We start from the raw sequence: 20,975 nt of genomic DNA, 5'->3' as shown, positions 1-20,975 counted from the left end.
TTTTTTTTATGAATATGGAGCGTCAAGTTCCTTTTTATCTTTTAATAGCAAAATCCCAAAAAACATAAATGGAAGAAGGTTTACAGCTGCTACAATAATCCCTTGAAAATCTGAACCCATCATGAGTCCATGCATGGTTGTAAAAATATATAGAATCGGGTTTAAAGCATGTACTTTCCGGAAAGCCTGATAGCCGATTGCTTTCCGAGCCTTTGATGTTACTATGGTTAAAATCAAGAAGTAGAGGGCAAGTATGCCTAGTGCCATTGGGATTGGCTGATAGTCTGTTTGAAATGGAATCAGCACTTCGAACCACTGAAATGACATATACTGATCAATAAGTGTAATGACGACATGTCCTAAAGTAAGGATAAAAGCCCAGTTCGACAATGACTCATGCCAGATTAAAGGTACAGCAATTTTTTGCTTTCGTTTTTTCTGTACTTGTGTGTAAAGACCAATCATGACAGACAAGTAAAGCAATACATAGGCAATAGTTCCTGTCGTACGTATTAGGTACCACTCAAACATTTCCAAATAAATTTCCTCCTTTCCAGATGCCGCAGTTTTGATTGATTAAAACGGCTCCAAGTCCTTTTTCCAAAACCTTTCCCGGTCCGTCCTTTTCCCCAATTAAAAGGATGATTTTAGCCCAAACATCCGCTTCTATAGCAGTCGGGGCAGTGATAGTGGCGGAAATAATGGAACTTTCGGATGAATGACCTGTTCTTGTGTCAATTAAATGGTGCTTTAATTTTCCATTTACAAACCACTTTCGCTTTGCTGAAGTAGAAGTGGCGATGGCCCCTTCGTGAACCTGAACAGAAGAAATCATATTGGATAGATTCATTGGATGTTCAATCCCGATGTTCAGCGGGCGGGGCAGTGTTCCAAAAATTCGCATGTCACCGCCAACATTGATGAATCCATAGCCATATTTTTCGAGCATTTCAGCGGCACGGTCAATCACCCATCCCTTGGCAATGCCGCCAAGGTCGATTTTCGTGTGCAGCGTAACTGCCTGCCGCTCCCGGTTTAACTTAAATGGCTGGGATGTTACCCCAACAGCATCTAGAGGCAGGTCCATATTTTGACCTCTGACAAATTCAATAGATTGATAATATCCATTTGTTTCAAGAGCAGATAAAATCCCTGGATTGAAGATTCCGTTTGACTCCCAGAAAAATTTATCCGCTTCCGTTAAAATCGAAAACATTTCAGAGGAGACAATGGCCTCCTTTTCAATTTGCCTGTTTAAAAGGGACAACTCACTGTCGCTTCTAAAGCGGCTGCAGGTTTTTTCAATTAATTCAAATAGCTGATAGATTAAGCTCAAATCATGGTTAGAAAGCTCATAGCTAATGGCAATTTTAACTGTAGTACTCATCGAGTTAAATTGATAGTTAAACATCAGGTGCCACCTGTCGTTGTGTCAAAGCTCCCATGATGCCCAAATCCAGAGTCGCTATTTGAAAATTGATTTTGCCCGTTGTCATCTTGAGAGAACCCGCTGCTGGAGTCAAAGGAGCCATTATCTCCGTTTGTTTGTCCGGAATAATCCCCGCCAAAACGGTCATGGCCATGCCGGAATCCAAAGCTTCCTTGCCTATCTTGGGATTGGGAGCCAAAGCTGTTCTCTCCCTGCCCAGATTGGGTTCCAAATTGCTGTGGCTGGTTTCCGGACCCATCCTGCTGCAGCAAGGCAGCCCCCTGATTCGCGGTAAATGGATTGCTGCCGTTTGAAAATCCTAGATATGACATCATTCCTGCTACTAATGCTAAACTCCCGAAGCTAACTCCCCAGGAAATCTTTTGTTTTTTATCCAAGTGAATCTCTCCTTTCTGAACTAACAACCTACAAAAAGAAGTGTATAGGCTTAACCTTAACTTCATCTTAATTTTTAGCGGAAGTTAATTTTTAAAATTTTGAGAAAATGGTCATAATGATAGAAAAAAAGAAAGGGAGAGCCCGATGATTCAGGTAAAGTTGTTTGACCGTGAGCATGAGAAGGATTTGGAGAAAGAAATGAATAGCTTTTTAAGAGGTTTGGATGATAAGAGTCTCTTGGATATTAAATATAATGTTGCGGCATTTCAGGAAGATGAGGAGGAAGATCAGATTTATTGTTTTTCGGCGATGATTATTTACCGGGCCTGATATAAAGAATCAGGCCCATTGTTTTTTGGCAGAGAGGGCAGCGTTGGTCCCTGCAAGTCTCCCGGTCACAAGTGCAGAGGTAATATTATATCCGCCCGTATATCCATGGATATCAAGGATTTCTCCGCAAAAATATAAACCATTCATAAGTTTCGATCCCATTGTTTTTGGGTCTATTTCTTTGACAGAGACACCCCCGCCGGTGACAAATGCCTTTTCGATTGAGAGCGTTCCATTCACTTTAAATTCGAACTGCTTGCAGTTCTTAGCGAAACTGCGGATTTTTTCATGCGCAATCGTTCCGCCCTGTGCCGAAGTATCAATCTCGTTTTGTTCGAGCAGAAATAGCAGGTACCGTTCAGGTAATAATCCTTTTAACGTATTTTTGATGCTTTTTTTCGGTTCGGCTTTTACAAGCTTCATCATCTCTTGAAAAATCTCTTCCTCGTTGCGGTCAGGGAGAGCATCAAGACTCATTGTTACCTGTGTTAAATTCCACTTTTTCATCGCCTTGACAATAAACTGGCTGCAGCGCAGAACGGCCGGCCCACTGATTCCGAAATGGGTAAAAATCATGTCCATACGGTGGGAAATCAAGGGTTTCCCTTTTGGGTTCAATACACTTAGTTCAATATCCCGGAGTGACAAACCTTGAAGGGTTTTATTTTTAATAAAAGACTCAGCGGAAGTTACTGGCACTTCGGTAGGGAACAAATCTGTAATATTATGGCCAGCTTTCTCTGCCCAGGCATAGCCATCCCCGGTTGACCCTGTATGCGGAACGGATTTGCCCCCGACTGCAATTACAACCGATTTCGCGGCAATCGTTTGTCCGTCCCTTAACAGGACTCCTGCGGTTTGTCCATTTTCATATAAGACCTCGGCGACAGCGCAATTTTTAAAAATTTTAACCTGTAATTTTTCTAATTGAGATAACAGTGCTTCGACGACTGATTGGGCTTTGTCTGTTACCGGAAACATCCGCCCATGGTCTTCTTCCTTTAAGGTAATTCCCAACCCTTCAAAGAAACGAATGATATCTTCATTATTAAATATCGAAAAAGCGCTATATAAAAACTTGCCGTTTCCGGGAATATGCTTAATAATTTCTTCAACAGGCAGGCGGTTTGTGACATTGCAGCGCCCGCCGCCGGAGATCGCTAGCTTTCGGCCAAGCTTGTCCCCTTTATCAATTAATAGCACCTTAGCGCCTTTTTCCCCTGCGGCGATGGCTGCCATTAGTCCGGATGGCCCGCCGCCTATGACTATACAATCAAATTCCATATATACACCAACTTAAAATATATTCACTTCATTATAAGCATAACATAAGGAAAATAAACGACTTTTCATAAATTTGCTTTGGTTGTGAGTAGCATCGAGGGAGAAGAAGTTGTAAACTATCAATAGTGTGCAAAAAAAGTCGAATTTTTTCTAAACGAATGCGCACGTATTTCTGCAAGCAGGAAGGGATTCTATGCAATCTAAGCTATTAAGAGGAACCTTTATATTAACAGTTGGAACGATTCTTTCAAAAATTCTCGGACTTATTTATGTTATTCCATTCTTTCAAATAGTTGGCCGGGAAGGGACAGTTCTTTACCAATTTTCGTATGTCCCATATACCATTTTTATCAGTATTGCAACGGCCGGAGTTCCGCTGGCTGTTTCTAAATTTATTTCCAAATATAATGCACTCGAAGAGTATGCGGTTGGCAGGAAGTTGTTTAAATCCGGCTTAGTGATCATGCTGGCAACTGGTTTTGCCGCCTTCTTGGTAATGTATATTGCTGCACCCGTTTTAGCGGAAATGAGTATAGGTGATGAAAAAGCAAACATAGGAAATGTTACCACTGTCATGCGAGCAGTCAGCTTTGCCTTAATAGTGGTTCCATTTATGAGTCTCATTAGAGGCTATTTTCAGGGCCATCAATCAATGGGGCCTTCGGCTCTTTCTCAGGTAATCGAACAAATCGTGAGGATTACCTTTACGCTTTTGGGAGCCTATATCGTCCTTCAAGTTTTTCATGGAAAAATGGTTACCGCCGTCAGTGTTGCAACCTTTGCCGCCTTTACCGGGGCTATCGGGGGCTTGCTCGTTTTATTTTGGTATTGGTATAAACGAAAGCCACATTTGGACGAACTTCTAACCCATGACAAAGGCACAATAGATATATCACTAAAGGAAATTTACAAGGAAATCTTTATTTCTGCTTTTCCGTTTGTGCTGGTTGGAATTGCTAATCCATTGTTTCAAGCAATTGATCAATTTACCTTTACGAAGGCCATGGCTGCCATCGGAAAGGCAAAAGTGGCGGAAGATTATTTTTCTATTTTGAATTTTGAATCGCATAAAATCGTCATTATCCCTGTTTCGTTAGCTATAGGCTTTTCTTTAGCGCTTGTCCCAAGCATCACAAAGGCGTTTGTGGAGGGGAATGGAAAAAGTTTAAATCATCAGTTGAACCAAACCTTTCAAGTGCTTTTGTTTTTGACGTTGCCGGCAGCAATCGGGCTTTCTTTGCTGGCTGAGCCTGTCTATACGGCGTTTTATGAACATAATTTATTGGGCGCGGGAGTTTTAAGCACATATGCTCCTGTTGCGATATTGTTTTCGCTTTACTCTGTAACAGCCGCAATCCTGCAGGGAATCAATGAACAGCGTTTTACGATATTGAGTTTGCTTGTCGGCTTATTAATCAAATTAACCTTAAATATACCCCTGATTGAGCTGATGGAAATAAAAGGGGCGGTGTTGGCAACGACACTTGGCTACACAGCCTCCATAATCATTAATATCATTATCATTAAGAAATTTGCCAAATATCCGTTCCGGCTGGTTTGGCGGAGAAGCTTATTGATTGCCATTTTTGCCGGACTGATGTGGGTTGGCACCGAGGTTGTTTATCGATTTTTATTGTTATTTTTATCACCGGAATCAAAGCTTCAATCTGTGGCCATTATTTTAATAAGTGCAGGGGTTGGCGCTGGTATTTATTTTTACCTTGGAGTAAAATCGGGTCTGGCCCGCCGCTTATTTGGAAATAGAGTAGACCGTTTACTATCCAAATTAAAATTATTTGGAAGGAGAAAAGCTGTTGAGAATTGATAAAATGCTTGCCAACCTTGGCTTTGGCAGCCGTAAGGAAGTCAAACAGCTTCTGAAAAATGGTGCTGTTAAAGTAGATGATGTTGTCATCAAGGATGCCAAGCAGCATGTGGATCCAAATACACAAACCGTGACATTAAACGGGGAAGTGATTGAATACAAAGAATTTATCTATTTAATGATGAACAAGCCCCCAGGAGTAATTTCTGCAACAGAGGATAACGTAGATGAAACCGTCATTGATTTACTGGAGATGGAGGATCAGGTGTATGAACCGTTTCCTGTCGGCCGTCTCGACAAGGACACAGAGGGCTTGCTGTTGATTACCAATGATGGTCAATTGGCGCATCGACTTCTATCACCGAAAAAGCATGTTCCGAAAACCTATTTTGCTGTTATTGATCGTGAAGTAACAGAGGACGATGTGAAAGCCTTCGCAAAAGGTGTTGTCCTAGATGATGGCTATTTGACCAAGCCTGGTGAGCTGAAAATCATAAAATCCGGTATCCGCTCAGATATCGAGCTGACAATTACCGAAGGGAAATTTCATCAAGTGAAAAGAATGTTCGAAGCTGTGGGCAAAAGAGTCGTCTATTTACAGCGGATATCGATGGGACCATTGCAGCTGGATGAAACGCTCGAACTCGGAGAATATCGGGAATTGTCAGATGAAGAACTAGAGTTATTAAAAAATTACCAGTTGACTTAAAAAAGCAGCCTAAATTTCTAACGGGTTCCGTTTACTGTCGCAAACATTAAAAATGAATTGCAAAATGACCTTCAAATTGTATTTTGGAGGTCTATTTTTGTTAATATAAAGGGATTTTGATAATAATTTTGGGAGAATTTAAAGTGCAATTTGTATTTTAAAATGTGGGGGTACAATAGCCAGTGTTTCGCAGCAAAATACACTACATTTTTACATGCAAATTGAAATACAGAAAGTTTATTTAAGGTTAGGCTTTGTTTGAACTGAATGTTGATTTCACTGCGTATGAAAAATTAAACGGAGAAATTCCGGCTAAATTGGGAAATACCCATATTTCCTTAAAAATAAGGGGAGCTTTTCCGTTTATATTATCCTAATCTTTGGATTTTGTCTTATTTAGAGCAGTTAATCGGAATATCTCCGCTTATCTCCGCTTCTAAGCCTCCGCTGTATACATTAGCAGGAAATTCTCCGCCTATGAATTCTCATACCTACATTAAAAAATTTTCCAAAACTGCAACCTTTTGCTATCGTTAAACGTGGTTATGGTGAAAGGGGGAACAAAAGTGGAGCTAGATCAAGTATACCGCGACAATGTAAATGATTTATACCGATATCTGTACTCCCTTTCAAAGGATCATTTTTTCGCTGAGGATTTGGTTCAGGAAACCTTTTACCGAGCCTATTTGCATCTAGAGGACTATGAAATCTCAAATATCCGGGCGTGGCTGTTTAAGGTCGCCTACCATGCCTTCATTGATTTGCAAAGGAAAAATAAACGGTTCGTCATTCAGGAACCTAAAGAAGAGCGGCATTCATCTAAAGAAACGCCTGAAAAAAGATTGCTGGAAAAAGAAAGTTTTCAATTGTTGATTAATGATATTCACTCATTAAAGGAACAGGAAAAGCATGTTCTGCTGCTATGCGATTTACACCAGCTTTCTTACGGTGAGTCTGCAGAAATTTTGGAAATGAACTTAAATACACTGAAAAGCCATTTACATAGGGGACGGAAAAAAGTAATCGAAAGAGTGAAGGAAAGGAAGTAGTTAGATGAGCGAGGATAAGAATCAATTTGAAGATGATTACCAAAAACTTCTTAATGAAACACTGAATGAAGTAAGTGAAATACAACCTTATTGTAAAAATAGTCAAACTGAAATCGTTACGATCGGTAAGAATAGGGCCCGAAGAACAAATATCATGATCAGCCTTGCTATTATCTTATTAATCGTTCCCGTCATGACTTTAATGACCTCTTTGTATTACGCTATCGGCGGGCGTGCGGACCATCTGATAGACGTAGTCACAAAAACAATCTATGTAACGGAACCCAATATGGGCTTAGAAAAAATAAAGCTGGAAGATGAAATTGGTTTTTTTTCTATGAATATAAGCTTTGATGTTTTTAAAAGAATTGGGAAAGAGAATTATCGGGCGGGATACTATGAAATCGATTTTTTTCTAGACCATCCTAATTTTCCAAAGAAGAATATGCTTTTAGACCGTCCATTGCCTGAAAATCCTGACAAGGAAACCGAAGTGTTGTTTCACCCGAAGGCTTCTATTCCATTTAATAAAACAGATCAATGGGACATTTTAAATAAACTGCCGGACGGAACTGTTGCCGAAGTCTATGTGTCATTAAACGAGTTAATGAAGCCGGATGTGTTACAAAAGCAATTGCCAAAAAATATGGAGCTTCGTTGGCTGGCTGTTGATACGGGAATGGAAGCGGCCCAGGTAGATAAAGAGGGGGTACCTATAACGGCGCTCGGCTACCCGGCACAATATGATCCAACGATTTGGTCCCCATTTAGGACAGACGAGCAAACCAATGAAGAGGTGTTTGTGGACATTTTATCTTTGCTGGAAAAAAACGAACCGGTTGCAGAAAAAGTGGCCCGTGCCAAGTCCTTAGCTTTAAAAAGCAGGCTGGCCTACATTAAAAAACACGGAATAAATGTGTATGGGGTGGTTATTACCGGACCAACGGAGGAATTAAGAAAATTGCAAGACTTAAAGGAAATTCGTGCAGTGAAAGTGGGGGAAGTGAAATTATGGAACTGGGAGTAAAGAAAAAAAGGGGGGATAGACGCCTCCCCACCATTTCAGGATTTCTTTCTTTTTTGGTTGCATTAATATCATTGGCCGGTTTAAATGTGGCTCTGTTAATAAAAGAAAAAGTTTTCCCTGGAGTCTTTATTATCCAGATGCCGATTGTGGGATTTTTTCTTGGAGTCATTGGTCTATTTGCATTAAAAAGATCGCGACTGTATGCCATCTGGGGTCTTTCCCTTAACATCTTTCTGCTCATTTTTACCTTATTAATGATCATTTCATCGCTTGGAATAAATTATAAACCTTAATAAAAATAGGACAAAGCATCACACAATGCCTTGTCCTATTTTTTTTTGATTAAGCACCTAAAAAGGCTTTTAACATCCAGTTATGTTTCTCAAGTTTGCCTTTCAGTCCCAAGAACATGTCGCTGGTTACTTCGTCATTGTTTTGTTCAGCTGTTTCCATTCCAGCTTGTAATTCAGCGATGATTTGTGTGAAGTCCTTTACAATGGACTGGACCATTTCCTCAGCCTTCAAAGTATCTGTAGTTTCCTTGATTGTTGCGATTTCCAAATATTCCTTCAAGGTTGAGACTGGGCTGCCGCCGATGGTAAGTAATTGCTCAGCAAATTCATCAATGGTTGCTGCGGCTTCCTCATATAATTCCTCAAATTTAGCATGTAATGTAAAGAAGTGAGGTCCCTTTACATACCAGTGAAAACGGTGAAGCTTTGTATATAATACATTCCAGTTTGCAATTTGTTGGTTAAGAACTTTCTCTAGTGTCATTTAGCATTCCTCCTATTTTTCTATCTGTTTCAATTATAACATATATAAGATTATAATTAATACTAAATTATAATAATTATAAATAAGGATTTTTACTCAAAAAAATCATAGCCCCCGACGTTTTTAATCCATACCTTGGCGTTTTTACCATCAGGGTCTGAAATCCATAAGTCTCTTGTTGTCATGGCTATATCCTGATATCGCAGCCAAGTTATTTTACCAGCTGCAGGAAGATATATTGGATCGTAATCTCCAGAGTCCTTTGGCGGATAGGTAATTTGTTTCTGTGATGAATCACCGATTTTTATAAAAAATAACGATGGGTCAGGCCGCTGTTTTGGGTTATTTGACCATTCACTTTCTTTTACCCTTGAGACATAAAGAGAATGGTCATCCTTCCAAGAGAAGCCTAATTCTGCAAAATGGGCTGGTGTCAGGCTGGTGGTTTGAAAGGCAGGCAGATCCGTGACCTTCATATCTTTGTTCTTAAAGCCGGAGACAATTCTCCCGCCTCCCGCGATATATCCAATCCGATTTTGCTTAAACGCCCATTTGGGTGCCCCCACTTCCCAAATAATTTCGTCTAAAACCTCAAACGTTTGCCCATCAGACGAGATAATACAAACCAAATTGCTGTCCATTGACCAAGAGGCAGTAGGGCTGACCATAAAGGAAATCCATTTTCCATCAGGAGAAAATTTAAAATCAGTCGCATCAATTGCTAACAAACTGATGTCCCCTTTTTTCAATTCACTGGGAATGGTATAAAACTTGTTCACATTCTTAGTGAGGCTGGTGATTTTGTCTAAATTCCTTTCAAGCCCAATCTTGTAGAGAATAGGATTGGTCCATCCATCAGGCCTTAGGGAAGCCCCCGAGCTTGTGATGAAAGACCGTCCATCCGGAAACCAATTGTAGTCTCCCACACCAAGGGCAATATTATAAAAAGATTCAAGATTCGAGACATTTAAGACACCGCCGCTTTTAAAAGCAACAAGGTTTTCCACTGGGGACCATTTCGGATTAGTTCCATCTAGAGTTATTCTCTTATGTTTTTTCGTTTCTAGATTGTATACCCAAACCTCCGTCTGAAATTCTACATTGGGACTAAGCTTCTCTTTAGGTTCGACTTGATACACAATCCATTTGCCATCATGGGACCATTGGGGCGGATATGGATATTTTGCCGGCTCTTTTGTAATTTTTTCTTCCTTACCATCTATTTTTGTCCAGAGGAACCCATCCCTTACAAAGGCAACCATCCCCTTGTTGCTTCTTGGCTCTGCTCTTGCAAAGTTCGGCATTAGTATTAGGAAGATCAATACTATCAAAAACCTTTTTTTCATTTCTTCACCTCATTGTCAATCCTTCAATTATTTTCCTCCGAAATTTGAAAAAAATTAGGGTTTTCTTCAAAAAATAAAACAGAGGCAACACTTTGCACCTGTTTCTAAATGATAATTCCCATAAAAATGACGATTAATGGGTAAATTAATATTATTTATAAGCGAAAAAGGTCTTTAGGGGGAAGTGAAATGAAATTAACACATCAACAACGTATCGAATTACACGGCTTTAATAACTTGACGAAATCATTAAGTTTTAATATGTATGATATTTGTTTTACAAGAACGAGAGAAGAGAGGGAAGCATATTTAAAATATATCGACGAGCAATACAGTGCAGAGCGGTTAACTAGGATATTAAAGGATGTAGCAGACATTATAGGAGCACATGTATTAAACATCGCGAGTCAGGATTTCGAGCCTGCGGGAGCAAGTGTCACGATCTTAGTATCGGAAGGCCCGGTTGAAAATGCACCGTCTGAAATCTTTGAGGAATCACCTGGTCCGTTGATGGAATCTGTAGTCCTCCAATTAGATAAAAGTCACATTACCGTTCATACATACCCTGAATATCATCCTGACGAGGGAATCAGCACATTTCGAGCAGACATAGATGTTTCTACATGCGGAGAGATTTCGCCTCTTAAGGCGCTCCATTATTTAATCCGTTCTTTTGAAACGGACGTGATGACAATTGATTACCGTGTTCGAGGCTTTACGCGTGATAAGGATGGATATAAGCTGTTCATTGATCATGAAATTAGCTCCATCCAAAACTATATTCCTGAGGACGTCGGTGAAATGTTTGATATGATTGACGTGAATGTCTATCAAGAGAACATTTTTCACACCAAATGTAAGCTGAGGGAATTTGACCTTAATCATTATTTATTTGGCTATACAAAAGATAGATTGTCACCTGATGAGGTTATTGAAATAACAGAGAGAATTAAGTTTGAAATGGACGAAATCTTTTATGGAAAAAATATTATCTAAAAAAGCTCAGGTTCTCCTGAGCTTTACTCATTTAATAAATGATGCAGCATCCTATTTTTATCCTCAAAAAACTGCTTCATAAGCCTGTAATGATTTGTGTTCTCGAGCCGGCTTTCCCTAATGCCATCTTCAGTGAACTCGAAAATTCTCGCATTAGGGTAGGCCATGATGATTGGTGAATGGGTAGCAATGATAAATTGGGAATTCTCATTCACTAAATCATGAATCCGCGTCAGCATCGACATTTGCCTCAGCGGTGATAGAGCTGCTTCCGGCTCGTCCAAAATATAGATTCCATTGCCGCGAAAACGATGAAGGAACGTGGCAAAAAAAGCCTCACCATGAGACTGTTCATGAAGAGAAATACCCCCGAAAGAGTCAATCACCCGCCCGCCAAGGATTTCTCGGTCCATCTCTTCAATATTAGAAGCCACATTATAAAAGCTTTCCGCTCTTAGGAAAAAACCATCCCGCGGTTTTTCTGCGCCTTTAATAACTTTAAGATATTCTCCAAGTTCTGAATGGGAGTCATAGGTGGAAAAATTAAAATTGAAGGAACCTCCTTCCGGGTTAAAACCAAGTGCGACCGCAACGGCCTCTAATAATGTGGATTTACCCATTCCGTTTTCCCCGACAAGAAAAGTAACCTTTGGATGAAAAAATAGTTCATCCAAATTTTTTAAGCATGACAGATTAAAAGGATATCTTTTTGAAGGAATTTTTTCCTTTTTTAATTTGATGCTTCTAAGATATTGACTACCAATAAAATTCATCTGGACTACCTCAAGGCGTTTTTATCATTTTATCACTTTTGGAACTAAATTACTGTATTACTATCGCAAAGCCACTTCGAAACAAAAAGAAAAGGCAGACATGTAAGTCTTCCTCCTCTTTTTGTTTATATAGAACTAGATGGATTTATGTTTAGATTAGTTCCTCTGTTTTGTGTAAAAAATGAAAGGATAACTAATACTCCAACAGTAATTACACAAACACTTGACCCAATTAAATTGTTAGGGTTAAGCAAAAACATAATAAAAATGGTACTTAGAGAAATAACAGCGAAAATGGTAGTGTACGGGAACCATTTTACTAGAAATCTCGGTTTTTCGTTATAATATGGGCGGAGCTTTAATTGCGCAAGGCAAATACTAATCCAAATTAACATGATTGTAAATCCGGGGATGGTCATTAGATAACTGATGACCTGGCTGGGTGTTAAATAGGCAAGATAAACCCCCGCTGCAATAAAAACACTTGTAATGGAGATCCCTGCAATAGGAATTCCGTTTGCAGATGTCTTGGCTAGCCCTTTCGGTGCTACACCACTTTGGGCCATTGAAAACAGTGTCCTTGAAGTTGCATAAATGCCAGAATTGGCAGCAGACAAAACAGCTGTTAACAATACAAAATTCATGATGTGGGCCGCACCCGGCAGTCCGGCGCTGCTGAATACCTGAACGAAGGGGCTATCCTCGCCGGTTACCTTATTCCAAGGCATAATTCCGCAAATAATAAGGATTGGAAAAATGTAAAAAATGATTACACGGAAAATGGCACCTTTAATAATTTGCGGCAGAACACGCTCACTGTCTTTCGTTTCTGTAACGGCAACTCCAATTAGCTCTGCGCCTCCATATGAAAACATAACAACCAAAAAGGCGCTCATGATCCCGCCAATACCATTAGGGAAAAATCCACCGTTTCCTGTATAATTTGATACCGGGTCATGTACGGTGCTTGGAATAAATCCAAATATCAGTAACGCTCCTAATATAATAAAAGCCACTAAGGCAAGGATTTTGATTCCGGCAAACCAAAATTCAAGTTCACCATAATATTTTACTTGAAAAAGATTGATCCCAACTATTACCGCTGCGCATATAAAACTTAGTAGCCATAGCGGGGCAGTCGGAAACCAAAATTGCAAGAAGCTTCCTGCGGCCAGGAGTTCCACGATGGTGACGAGAATCCAGTTAATCCAATAAAGCCAACCGACGATAAAGGAAAAGCGGAATCCAAAGGCTTTATGGACAAGATGCTGGACGTTGTAATTGGGGTTTGCTAGCGCCATCTCTCCCAATGCCGCCATAACGATAAACAATAACAGTCCGCCGATTAAATAGGTGATAATGACACTCGGACCGGCAATATGCAACGTATCTGAGCTTCCTTTAAAAATACCCGTTCCAATCATTCCTGCTAATGCCATAAACTGTACATGTCTCGGCAATAGCCCTTTTTTTAAATCCTGTTGACCTTTTTTCACAATAATCCGACCTACTTTTTCTTTTTTACTTAAACGCTTTTAAGTGCTAAAGTATTTTATACTAATATACCATTTTTTCTTCGTTTGTCAAAGAAAATATTATACTAGTAATATTAATGTGCAACGATTCTAAGCCGATTATGTTCATTTACTCTAATATCCCATGAGGAATGTGAGAGATGAAATTTTTCATTAATAGATTTCCGGTTTTTTCTCATCCACCTGACGGCAAATTGGTTTGCGTCTTTTTCAACCCATTGTTGGCTGTAGGGTCCTGAATTTAATGAATATGAACGAAACTGCTGTTTATTAAGGGAAAACTGCTGATGGTGACGGATTTCATGAAATAAACAATAGGCACCATGGAGCTTGACTAAATGCTTATCTTTATAAGGTAAATTAAAAAGGTAAATGAATATTATATTATGTTTAAAGTTAAAAGTTGAAAAAACTCCTTTTTGAATAATAGATTTTAATAGACTGTAGCGTTCAAACAGGCTGGCGTGAGCACCTATTAATGAAACTACAGATTGGCAATTTTCGAAAAGATAAATATCAGGAAGAAGTTCTAAATTATTTGGCAATAGATTAAGAAGGAATTTCACATCTCCTTCAGTCAGAATAGAAGAGTCGCTATAAATATTCATGATAAATTCCGCCTTTTAGATTGTTTACCTATTTATAATATTCTGCCAAAAGGGGTGATTCCCTTGTTAAACAAAACAAAACAGCACAGGCAATTTTTCCCTGTGCTGTTTTTATGTTCAAATGAAATTTTAGTTGATAATTTAAGATGACATCTTCACTTTCTTTTCTGTTGTTGTCCATTTTCCGCGGCTTGGGCTGATTACCAAGTCATTGTAGGCTAAGACATTTAAATCTCGTTGTATGGTGCGAGGAGTGATACCAAATTCCTCTACAAGTTCCTGCGTTGTTACAGTGCCGTTATTGCGGATAAACATGTAGATACATTTGATGCGGTTTAACATCCGGTTAGTTGAAGGTTTCAAAGAACCACTCCCTATCCTTTTTTCAAACCTATGGCTTAATCCCTCTACCGACAGCCTCTTTGAAGAAGATTCTTCAACATATGTAGTTTTCTTTTCCGCGCAGACATCTCCTTTTTTGGAATCATTGAAGTGGTACTTAGATGTCATACATCTACCCATATTGTACCCATAATTTCAGAAAATTTCTACCACAATAGTAAAGTTTACGTAAAAATGCATACAAGGTTTCAAATTTTTTAGATTTTCTGCCTCCTTTTTTATTTTTATACTATAAGGTATGGGGATACATGTTTGGATTATGATAATTTTTTGAATTTTTAGTAAAAATTACTCTGTTTAAACTTTGAATAAATGTAAACAGGATGTCCGTGACTACGTTTTTTACGAAAATATTGGTAAAATAGTATAAAAAGCAGACAAAAAGGAGTATTGAATATGAATTTTGTCATTTTAAACGGTACACTGATAGACCGGTCAGAAGCTATGGTCGACATTGAAGACCGCGGCTATCAATTTGGTGATGGAGTATATGAGGTCATTCGCGTCTATAACGGAAAAATGTTTACCATTAATGAGCATTTGGATCGCTTTGTAAAAAGTTCAGAAAGTATTGGCATAATGCTACCATACTCTAAAGAACAATTATCAGAAATGCTGGAGGAAATGGTTGGTAAGAATAAGCTGCATACCGGCATCGTTTATATGCAGGTTACTAGGGGTGTTGCGCCTCGTAATCATTCTTTTCCGGCAAAAGAAGTTTTACCGGCCCTGACTGCCTATACGAAGGAGCTTCCAAGGCCGGCTGAGAATTTGAAAAATGGTGTGAAAACGATACTTACAGAGGATATCCGCTGGCTTCGCTGTGACATAAAAAGCTTAAATTTGCTCGGCAGTATCCTTGCCAAACAACAGGCCGCTGAGAAGGGCTGCTTTGAAGCAATCCTGCATCGTGGACAGGATGTGACCGAAGGAAGCTCTACTAATATCTTTATTGTGAAAAATGGCGTGGTCATCACGCATCAATCGGATAACTTGATTTTAAAAGGGATTACCAAGGACGTTGTTTTGCAGGTCTGTGCTGCCAACAATATCTCGGCTAAGGAACGGACCTTTACGCTGGATGAATTGGCTGCTGCTGATGAAGTGTTCTTATCAAGTACAACAGGTGAGGTTATGCCAATCATTGAAGTTGCGGGCAAAAAGGTTGGAAACGGGGTTCCCGGCCCGTTAACAAGCAGATTACAGGATTTATTTACTCAAGAAATTGAAAAACAATGCGGATCGTTATAAGGGAAAAGACGTGGATTAGGTTCCACGTCTTTTTATATTAGAGAATAATCGGCTTTCGAGAGTAAACCGAGCTTATCCGAGAGTAAACCGAGCTTATCCGAGAGTAAACCGAGCTTATCCGAGAGTAAACCGGGCGTATCCGAGAGTAAACCGAGCTTATCCGAGAGTAAACCGAGCTTATCCGAGAGTAAACCGAGCTTGTCCGAGAGTAAACCGAGCTTATCCGAGAGTAAACCAAACGTATCCGAGAGTAAACCAAACATATCCGAGAATAAACCAGGTTGTCCAATCATGAGGCCCTATGGATTAAAACTGAAACAAATCACTCGATAAATACCGTTCTCCTGTATCACAGGCGATGCAGATAACGATTTCATCAGGAGATAAACGCTTGGCAACCTGTAGAGCGGCAAAGCAGGCTCCGCCTGATGACGGGCCGACGAGTATTCCTTCCTCCGTCGCTAATCTCCGCGCAATATCGTAGGCATCTTCATCGCTAATTTGATGAATTTCATCATAAACATCCTGATTCAGAATCTCCGGAATAAATCCCGGGCTTGTTCCGACAAGCTTGTGCTTTCCGGGTTTGCCCCCTGATAAAACAGGCGATCCCTTTGGTTCGACGACGTGGACGGTTATATTCGCAAAATGCTCCTTTAACACTTCACCAGTCCCGGTAATCGTACCACCTGTTCCCGCTGTTGCAACAAACGCTCCAAGCGGCTTGCCAATTTCTTTAACAGCCTCGACAATCTCCAAAGCCGTGGAAGTCCGATGTGCATTGGGATTTGCTTCATTTTCAAACTGCATTGGAATAAAACTGTTTGGTATTTCAGCGGCAAGTTCCTGCGCCTTCCTAATGGCACCTGGCATTTTTTCATCTCCTGGGGTAAGCACAACCTCAGCCCCGTAAGCTTTTAAGATATTAATGCGTTCCTTGGTCATTGTATCAGGCATGATAATAATGGCTTTATATCCGCGTGCCGCTGCATTCATGGCCAGCCCGATTCCTGTGTTACCGCTTGTCGGCTCAATGATTGTTGCACCAGGAGTTAACTTTCCTGCCTTCTCTGCTTCTGCAATCATATTAAAAGCAGCTCGGTCCTTTACACTTTTACTTGGATTAAAATATTCCAGCTTCAAATAAACTGAGGCCCCGTCTCTAGGAGCAATCCGATTGAGTTTGACTAAAGGTGTTTCTCCAATTAAATCTGCAATATTACTGACAACTTTCACTATTGGGACCTACCTTTCCTTTACTTCTACTTTCTATAATAAATAAAAATAATTTCAATGTAAAAAATATCGGATAATCTTTGTTGCAAAATAGATATAATGAGAAGAAAAAATACTAAAATGGAAATAAAGGAATGAAAAAAGCCGGTGGAACATCAAACTCATTTTTTCTATGCTATAAGAATTCCTAAAGAAACGAAAGGAATTCTGAAAAATCATATCGAACAATTAAGGACAGCGCTTCCTTTCCAGCGCTGGGTGCACCATCTGGACCTGCACATCACATTGGCGTTCCTTGGGTCTGCACCAGCTGAAAAGCTTGAAGCTTCCGTAAACAATGTCAAATCAGCCATAAAATCTGAACAAGCATTTACACTTAAAATTAATGACCTGGGGATATTCGGTGCGAAGGATTCCCCGCGAGTGTTTTGGGCGGATACAGAAGAAAGCCCCGAGTTGCAAGCCCTTCGAAAAAAGGTATTCCAAGCATGCGAGGGAGCAGGATTTGCACTCGAAAAGAGGCCTTTTCGCCCACATATCACAATGGCAAGAAAATGGCGTGGAGACGTTCCCTTCCAAAAGGAGCAGCTCACAATTTGGGAAGAGCTTCAGCCCGAACCGCTCCCATTTCTAGCTGGAGAAGTGGTGTTATATCAAACCCATCTTAATCAAACACCGAAATATGAAGCCATTAAACTTTTTCCTTTACAAACATAAAAAAGGTTGGTTATATGAAAGAATTATACTTTGTGATAAATCCTAAAGCCGGCAATGGCCATTGTTATAAAATTTGGAGAAAAATTGAGCTGAAGTTGAAGTCAGAGGAAATTTCTTATTTGGCTTTTTTTACGGAGTATTCTGGACATGCTAGAAAACTGGCTGCGCAAATTGCGGTCCAGAATAACCATTCTAAAATCGTCGTCGCCGTCGGAGGTGACGGGACACTTCATGAAGTGGTGAATGGAATCATTAACCATCCAACTATTACGTTAGGATTTATTCCGGGCGGATCAGGAAATGATTTTTCTAGAGGATTTCAAATTCCAGCGGACCCAGCTGCCGCCCTAAAAGTGATGCTCCGTCTAATGAAAAGTGATGCTCCATCGATGGATGCTGGGAAAATTACGATGCAGGACAAGTCCGAACAATATTTTATTAATAATATGGGAGCCGGATTTGATGCATTGATTGCATATCAGGTCAATCATTCGCGGGTAAAAGCCCTACTAAACAAACTCTCTTTGGGCCGTCTGGTTTATGTTTACTTTCTTCTGAAAGAACTATTTTGTTATAAAACTTCTACAATTGATTTATCAATTGACGGTAAAGAGCATAAATTTAAACAAACATGGTTTGTGACTGTCTCCAACCAGCCTTACTATGGGGGCGGAATGAAAATTGCACCTGCTGCTGAACCGCAGGATGGTTTACTTGATATTACAGTGGTTCATGAGTTATCAAGATTGAAGCTTTTAATTGTTTTTATCAGTGTTTTTTGGGAGAAGCATATTTATTTCAAAGAGGTAAAATCATTTCAAGGAAGAGCAATAACAATTCGTTCAGATGTGAAGCTCTATGTTCATGGAGATGGGGAGCATTTTGGACATATTCCATTAAAGGCAGAGATTATTCCAAAAGCCTTACAAGTGTTAACGCGAATGCGCTATAAGGACGAAGTTGATTTGAAAGAGAGGGACTCGAATGGAATCCACTAAAAGGATCTTTCAGGCCTATTTGGATGAAATAACCATCATTACGATACTTCTTCCCCTTTCCTACCACAATGGCCAGTCATCTTCATTTTCTTTAATCTGCGGTGCGGAAAAGAGTCCTTTGAACATCATCGATAAAATTCCTATAGAAAATTATCTGAAATACACTTGCCGGTTAGCTGATGAGATTTGTTTTGGCAAAGAATATGTGATTGCTGATGACCATGGCGGCAGGACGGACCTTCAAATAGGGGCAGTTATTCGGACAGAAGCGTTTGATAATAAGTTTCTTTATGAAGGAAATGACTTGGGGGTAACGTATCAACGTGATAGGTCCCAAATTAAATTATGGGCTCCGACTGCCACGCAAGTGAAATTAAAATTGCGCCACCCCGCCACCCAGTATGCGGAAATCATAAAAATGAAGCTTGGGGATCGAGGCGTATGGTGTTTAGATATTAATCGCGACTTAGAATTGTATCAATATAGCTTCCTGGTACAGGTTAACAAAACATGGCGGGAAGCAGTGGATCCGTATGCTAAGGCGGTATCAGCCAATGGGGAGCATGGAGTTATTGTTAGTTTTGAGAAAACAGCACGGCCAAAGGTAGAACTGCCGCCGATGACCAGTCCAGTAGAGGCAATCATTTATGAAGCCCATGTCCGCGATTTTACGATTCATCCGGAAAGCGGTGTGAAAAATAAAGGACTATATCTTGGTGCTGGTGAACTAAATACCAAAGGTGTGGATGGAGAACCCACAGGCCTATCCTATGTAAAGGAATTGGGCATTACCCATCTTGAACTCCTTCCTTTCCACGATTTTGCAGGAGTCGATGAATGGAATCCAGATAAAGAGTATAACTGGGGTTATAACCCGCTCCATTTTAATGCTCCGGAAGGCAGCTATTCCACCAATCCCTCTGACCCGTATTCCCGGATATCCGAATTAAAAGATCTAATTGACCAAATTCACCGAGTCGGCCTCAGGGTCATTATGGATGTTGTTTATAATCATGTCTATATCCGTGAAGAATCCTCTTTTGAAAAAATTGTTCCCGGTTACTACTTCCGGCATAACGAAATAGGCCTTCCTGCCAATGGAACAGGTGTGGGAAATGACATTGCCTCAGAGAGGAAAATGGTCCGAAAATTTATTGTTGACTCCATCCGCTACTGGCTGGAGGAATATCATGTTGACGGTTTCCGCTTTGATTTAATGGGAATCCTGGATATTGAAACAATGAACGAGGTCAGAAAGGTATGTGATAGCCTGTCAAAGGGTATTATCATCCTCGGTGAGGGCTGGAACTTAAATACACCGCTTCCTTTTCAGAAAAAGGCAATTATTTCCAATCAGGCGAAACTGCCTAATATTGCCCAGTTTAATGACCAGTTTCGCGATACCATCAAGGGGAGTACCTTTAATATATTGGATAAAGGATATGCTTTAGGGAATAAACAATATCTCGAGGCGGCCTTTGAAATGATTACTGGAAGTATTGGGTTGAGGACCAAAGGGGCAGGAAGCTTTAATGAACCAGTCCAATCCATCAATTATGTGGAATGCCATGATAATCATACCCTATGGGATAAGCTGCAATCTTGTCTGCCGGATGTCGATGATGCTGTAAGAATGAGGTATCATCGTCTTGCAACAGGGATCGTTCTTCTCGCGCAGGGAATTCCTTTCCTTCACAGCGGTCAGGAATTTTTTCGAACAAAACAAGGTGAAGGTAACAGCTACCGATCTCCAGATTCCATAAACCAACTGGACTGGAATCGTAAAAGTCAATTTAAAGAAAATATAGATTATGTAAAAGGGCTTATTCAGATCAGAAAAGAATACCCTTGTTTCCGGTTTAGAACCGCAGCAGAAATTCGCAATCAAGTAAGCAGGTTGCCACTTCCATCGCCAATTTTGGGATGCTCTTTTCAACAGGGAGATTCTGTCGTTATTCTAATCACTAATCCTTCCTTAACTTCTCATAAGGTTAATATTCCAAACGGAGAATGGAGCATTTTAGCCGACAGAGATTCTGCCTGTATTATTGCAAAAAAAGTTTTTCAAGGCCCAGAAATTCAGGTAGAACCTATATCGTTAAATGTTTTAGTGAAAAAATAGTTTTCCAGGATTACTTGACGAAAAATAGCAATAGGAGATAAAATTTATTATGATGGCTATTGTATGCTATTATTCAATAGCTTTTTTTTATTAATAAAACAATTCGTAAAACCTTCGCACGTCTGGGTTTTACTTCTGATTTAGATGAGGGCCCCAACCTCA

The 20,975-nt window shown here is 40.0% G+C and carries 22 protein-coding genes; 11 read left to right on the top strand and 11 right to left on the bottom strand.

Annotation, left to right across the window (positions count from 1 at the left end; genetic code table 11):
• Window positions 1–6: 6 nt before the first annotated feature.
• From ACZ5B7_RS24455 to ACZ5B7_RS24445, 3 genes are read right to left on the bottom strand one after another with little or no spacing between them, the layout of a single operon-like run.
• Window positions 7–531, bottom strand: a complete 525-nt coding sequence (locus ACZ5B7_RS24455) for a ferric reductase-like transmembrane domain-containing protein (RefSeq protein WP_464494562.1) — start codon at window positions 529–531, stop codon at window positions 7–9.
• A complete protein-coding gene (locus ACZ5B7_RS24450) occupies window positions 524–1,411 on the bottom strand; it encodes an FAD:protein FMN transferase (RefSeq protein ID WP_464491288.1) in 888 nt (295 codons plus the stop codon). The genes ACZ5B7_RS24455 and ACZ5B7_RS24450 overlap by 8 nt, the downstream gene beginning before the upstream one ends.
• Window positions 1,411–1,827, bottom strand: coding sequence for a hypothetical protein (locus tag ACZ5B7_RS24445; protein ID WP_464491287.1), 417 nt, complete (start codon window positions 1,825–1,827; stop codon window positions 1,411–1,413). Before ACZ5B7_RS24445 ends, ACZ5B7_RS24450 begins: the two co-directional genes overlap by 1 nt.
• 145 nt (window positions 1,828–1,972) lie before the next feature.
• Here ACZ5B7_RS24445 and ACZ5B7_RS24440 point away from each other — a divergent pair, with 145 nt between their 5' ends.
• Window positions 1,973–2,158 (top strand): sporulation protein Cse60, encoded by a 186-nt coding sequence (locus ACZ5B7_RS24440; protein WP_213144558.1) that lies wholly within the window; start codon window positions 1,973–1,975, stop codon window positions 2,156–2,158.
• Window positions 2,159–2,167: 9 nt separating this feature from the next.
• Here ACZ5B7_RS24440 and ACZ5B7_RS24435 read toward each other — a convergent pair whose 3' ends face one another.
• Window positions 2,168–3,442 carry a BaiN/RdsA family NAD(P)/FAD-dependent oxidoreductase gene (locus ACZ5B7_RS24435; protein ID WP_464491286.1) on the bottom strand — a complete coding sequence of 425 codons (1,275 nt, stop codon included), beginning with the start codon at window positions 3,440–3,442 and terminating at the stop codon, window positions 2,168–2,170.
• A gap of 193 nt (window positions 3,443–3,635) precedes the next feature.
• Here ACZ5B7_RS24435 and ACZ5B7_RS24430 point away from each other — a divergent pair, with 193 nt between their 5' ends.
• The 5 genes from ACZ5B7_RS24430 (at window position 3,636) to ACZ5B7_RS24410 (ending at window position 8,345) form a co-directional block, all read left to right on the top strand.
• Window positions 3,636–5,267, top strand: coding sequence for a putative polysaccharide biosynthesis protein (locus tag ACZ5B7_RS24430; protein ID WP_464491285.1), 1,632 nt, complete (start codon window positions 3,636–3,638; stop codon window positions 5,265–5,267).
• A complete protein-coding gene (locus ACZ5B7_RS24425; protein ID WP_464491284.1) occupies window positions 5,257–5,976 on the top strand; it encodes a pseudouridine synthase in 720 nt (239 codons plus the stop codon). Before ACZ5B7_RS24430 ends, ACZ5B7_RS24425 begins: the two co-directional genes overlap by 11 nt.
• A 566-nt stretch (window positions 5,977–6,542) precedes the next feature.
• Entirely contained in the window at window positions 6,543–7,025 is a 483-nt protein-coding gene (locus ACZ5B7_RS24420; RefSeq protein WP_464491283.1) for a sigma-70 family RNA polymerase sigma factor, read from the top strand.
• A gap of 4 nt (window positions 7,026–7,029) precedes the next feature.
• Window positions 7,030–8,052: an anti-sigma factor gene (locus tag ACZ5B7_RS24415; RefSeq protein WP_464491282.1), complete on the top strand. Its 1,023-nt coding sequence runs from the start codon at window positions 7,030–7,032 to the stop codon at window positions 8,050–8,052.
• A complete protein-coding gene (locus tag ACZ5B7_RS24410) occupies window positions 8,037–8,345 on the top strand; it encodes a hypothetical protein (RefSeq protein WP_464491281.1) in 309 nt (102 codons plus the stop codon). Before ACZ5B7_RS24415 ends, ACZ5B7_RS24410 begins: the two co-directional genes overlap by 16 nt.
• Window positions 8,346–8,394: 49 nt before the next feature.
• Here the strand turns inward: ACZ5B7_RS24410 and ACZ5B7_RS24405 are convergent, their stop codons facing one another.
• Both ACZ5B7_RS24405 and ACZ5B7_RS24400 read right to left on the bottom strand, forming a co-directional pair.
• Window positions 8,395–8,829 carry a Dps family protein gene (locus tag ACZ5B7_RS24405; protein ID WP_423799345.1) on the bottom strand — a complete coding sequence of 145 codons (435 nt, stop codon included), beginning with the start codon at window positions 8,827–8,829 and terminating at the stop codon, window positions 8,395–8,397.
• A 92-nt stretch (window positions 8,830–8,921) separates the two neighbouring features.
• On the bottom strand, window positions 8,922–10,175 hold the full coding sequence (locus ACZ5B7_RS24400) for a TolB family protein (RefSeq protein WP_464491280.1): 1,254 nt from the start codon (window positions 10,173–10,175) through the stop codon (window positions 8,922–8,924).
• Between the two features lie 189 nt (window positions 10,176–10,364).
• Between ACZ5B7_RS24400 and speD the strand changes: the two genes are divergently transcribed.
• Entirely contained in the window at window positions 10,365–11,171 is an 807-nt protein-coding gene (speD, locus tag ACZ5B7_RS24395; protein ID WP_423799343.1) for an adenosylmethionine decarboxylase, read from the top strand.
• A gap of 23 nt (window positions 11,172–11,194) precedes the next feature.
• Here speD and ACZ5B7_RS24390 read toward each other — a convergent pair whose 3' ends face one another.
• The 4 genes from ACZ5B7_RS24390 to ACZ5B7_RS24375 form a co-directional block, all read right to left on the bottom strand.
• The gene (locus ACZ5B7_RS24390) at window positions 11,195–11,944 is read right to left on the bottom strand and encodes an AAA family ATPase (protein ID WP_464491279.1); all 750 of its coding nucleotides are present in this window, start codon (window positions 11,942–11,944) and stop codon (window positions 11,195–11,197) included.
• Window positions 11,945–12,069: 125 nt separating this feature from the next.
• The gene (locus tag ACZ5B7_RS24385) at window positions 12,070–13,440 is read right to left on the bottom strand and encodes an amino acid permease (RefSeq protein ID WP_464491278.1); all 1,371 of its coding nucleotides are present in this window, start codon (window positions 13,438–13,440) and stop codon (window positions 12,070–12,072) included.
• Between the two features lie 113 nt (window positions 13,441–13,553).
• Entirely contained in the window at window positions 13,554–14,087 is a 534-nt protein-coding gene (locus tag ACZ5B7_RS24380) for a hypothetical protein (RefSeq protein ID WP_464491277.1), read from the bottom strand.
• Window positions 14,088–14,228: 141 nt separating this feature from the next.
• Window positions 14,229–14,450 (bottom strand): DeoR family transcriptional regulator, encoded by a 222-nt coding sequence (locus ACZ5B7_RS24375; RefSeq protein ID WP_173058944.1) that lies wholly within the window; start codon window positions 14,448–14,450, stop codon window positions 14,229–14,231.
• A gap of 435 nt (window positions 14,451–14,885) precedes the next feature.
• On the opposite strand from ACZ5B7_RS24375, the gene dat reads away from it, so the two are divergent.
• Window positions 14,886–15,740 (top strand): D-amino-acid transaminase, encoded by an 855-nt coding sequence (gene dat, locus ACZ5B7_RS24370; RefSeq protein ID WP_464491276.1) that lies wholly within the window; start codon window positions 14,886–14,888, stop codon window positions 15,738–15,740.
• 306 nt (window positions 15,741–16,046) lie between these two features.
• On the opposite strand, the gene cysK is transcribed toward dat, so the two are convergent.
• Window positions 16,047–16,976, bottom strand: coding sequence for a cysteine synthase A (gene cysK, locus ACZ5B7_RS24365; RefSeq protein ID WP_464491275.1), 930 nt, complete (start codon window positions 16,974–16,976; stop codon window positions 16,047–16,049).
• A gap of 147 nt (window positions 16,977–17,123) precedes the next feature.
• On the opposite strand from cysK, the gene thpR reads away from it, so the two are divergent.
• From thpR to pulA, 3 genes are read left to right on the top strand one after another with little or no spacing between them, the layout of a single operon-like run.
• Window positions 17,124–17,693 carry an RNA 2',3'-cyclic phosphodiesterase gene (gene thpR, locus ACZ5B7_RS24360; RefSeq protein ID WP_464491274.1) on the top strand — a complete coding sequence of 190 codons (570 nt, stop codon included), beginning with the start codon at window positions 17,124–17,126 and terminating at the stop codon, window positions 17,691–17,693.
• A gap of 14 nt (window positions 17,694–17,707) precedes the next feature.
• On the top strand, window positions 17,708–18,691 hold the full coding sequence (locus tag ACZ5B7_RS24355) for a diacylglycerol/lipid kinase family protein (protein ID WP_464491273.1): 984 nt from the start codon (window positions 17,708–17,710) through the stop codon (window positions 18,689–18,691).
• Window positions 18,678–20,813 carry a type I pullulanase gene (pulA, locus tag ACZ5B7_RS24350; protein WP_464491272.1) on the top strand — a complete coding sequence of 712 codons (2,136 nt, stop codon included), beginning with the start codon at window positions 18,678–18,680 and terminating at the stop codon, window positions 20,811–20,813. The genes ACZ5B7_RS24355 and pulA overlap by 14 nt, the downstream gene beginning before the upstream one ends.
• Window positions 20,814–20,975: the final 162 nt, after the last annotated feature.

This window comes from Neobacillus sp. S1115, assembly GCF_055385565.1.
Note: the sequence above shows the minus strand (reverse complement) of the source record. Positions and strands in the feature narration are given on the sequence as shown.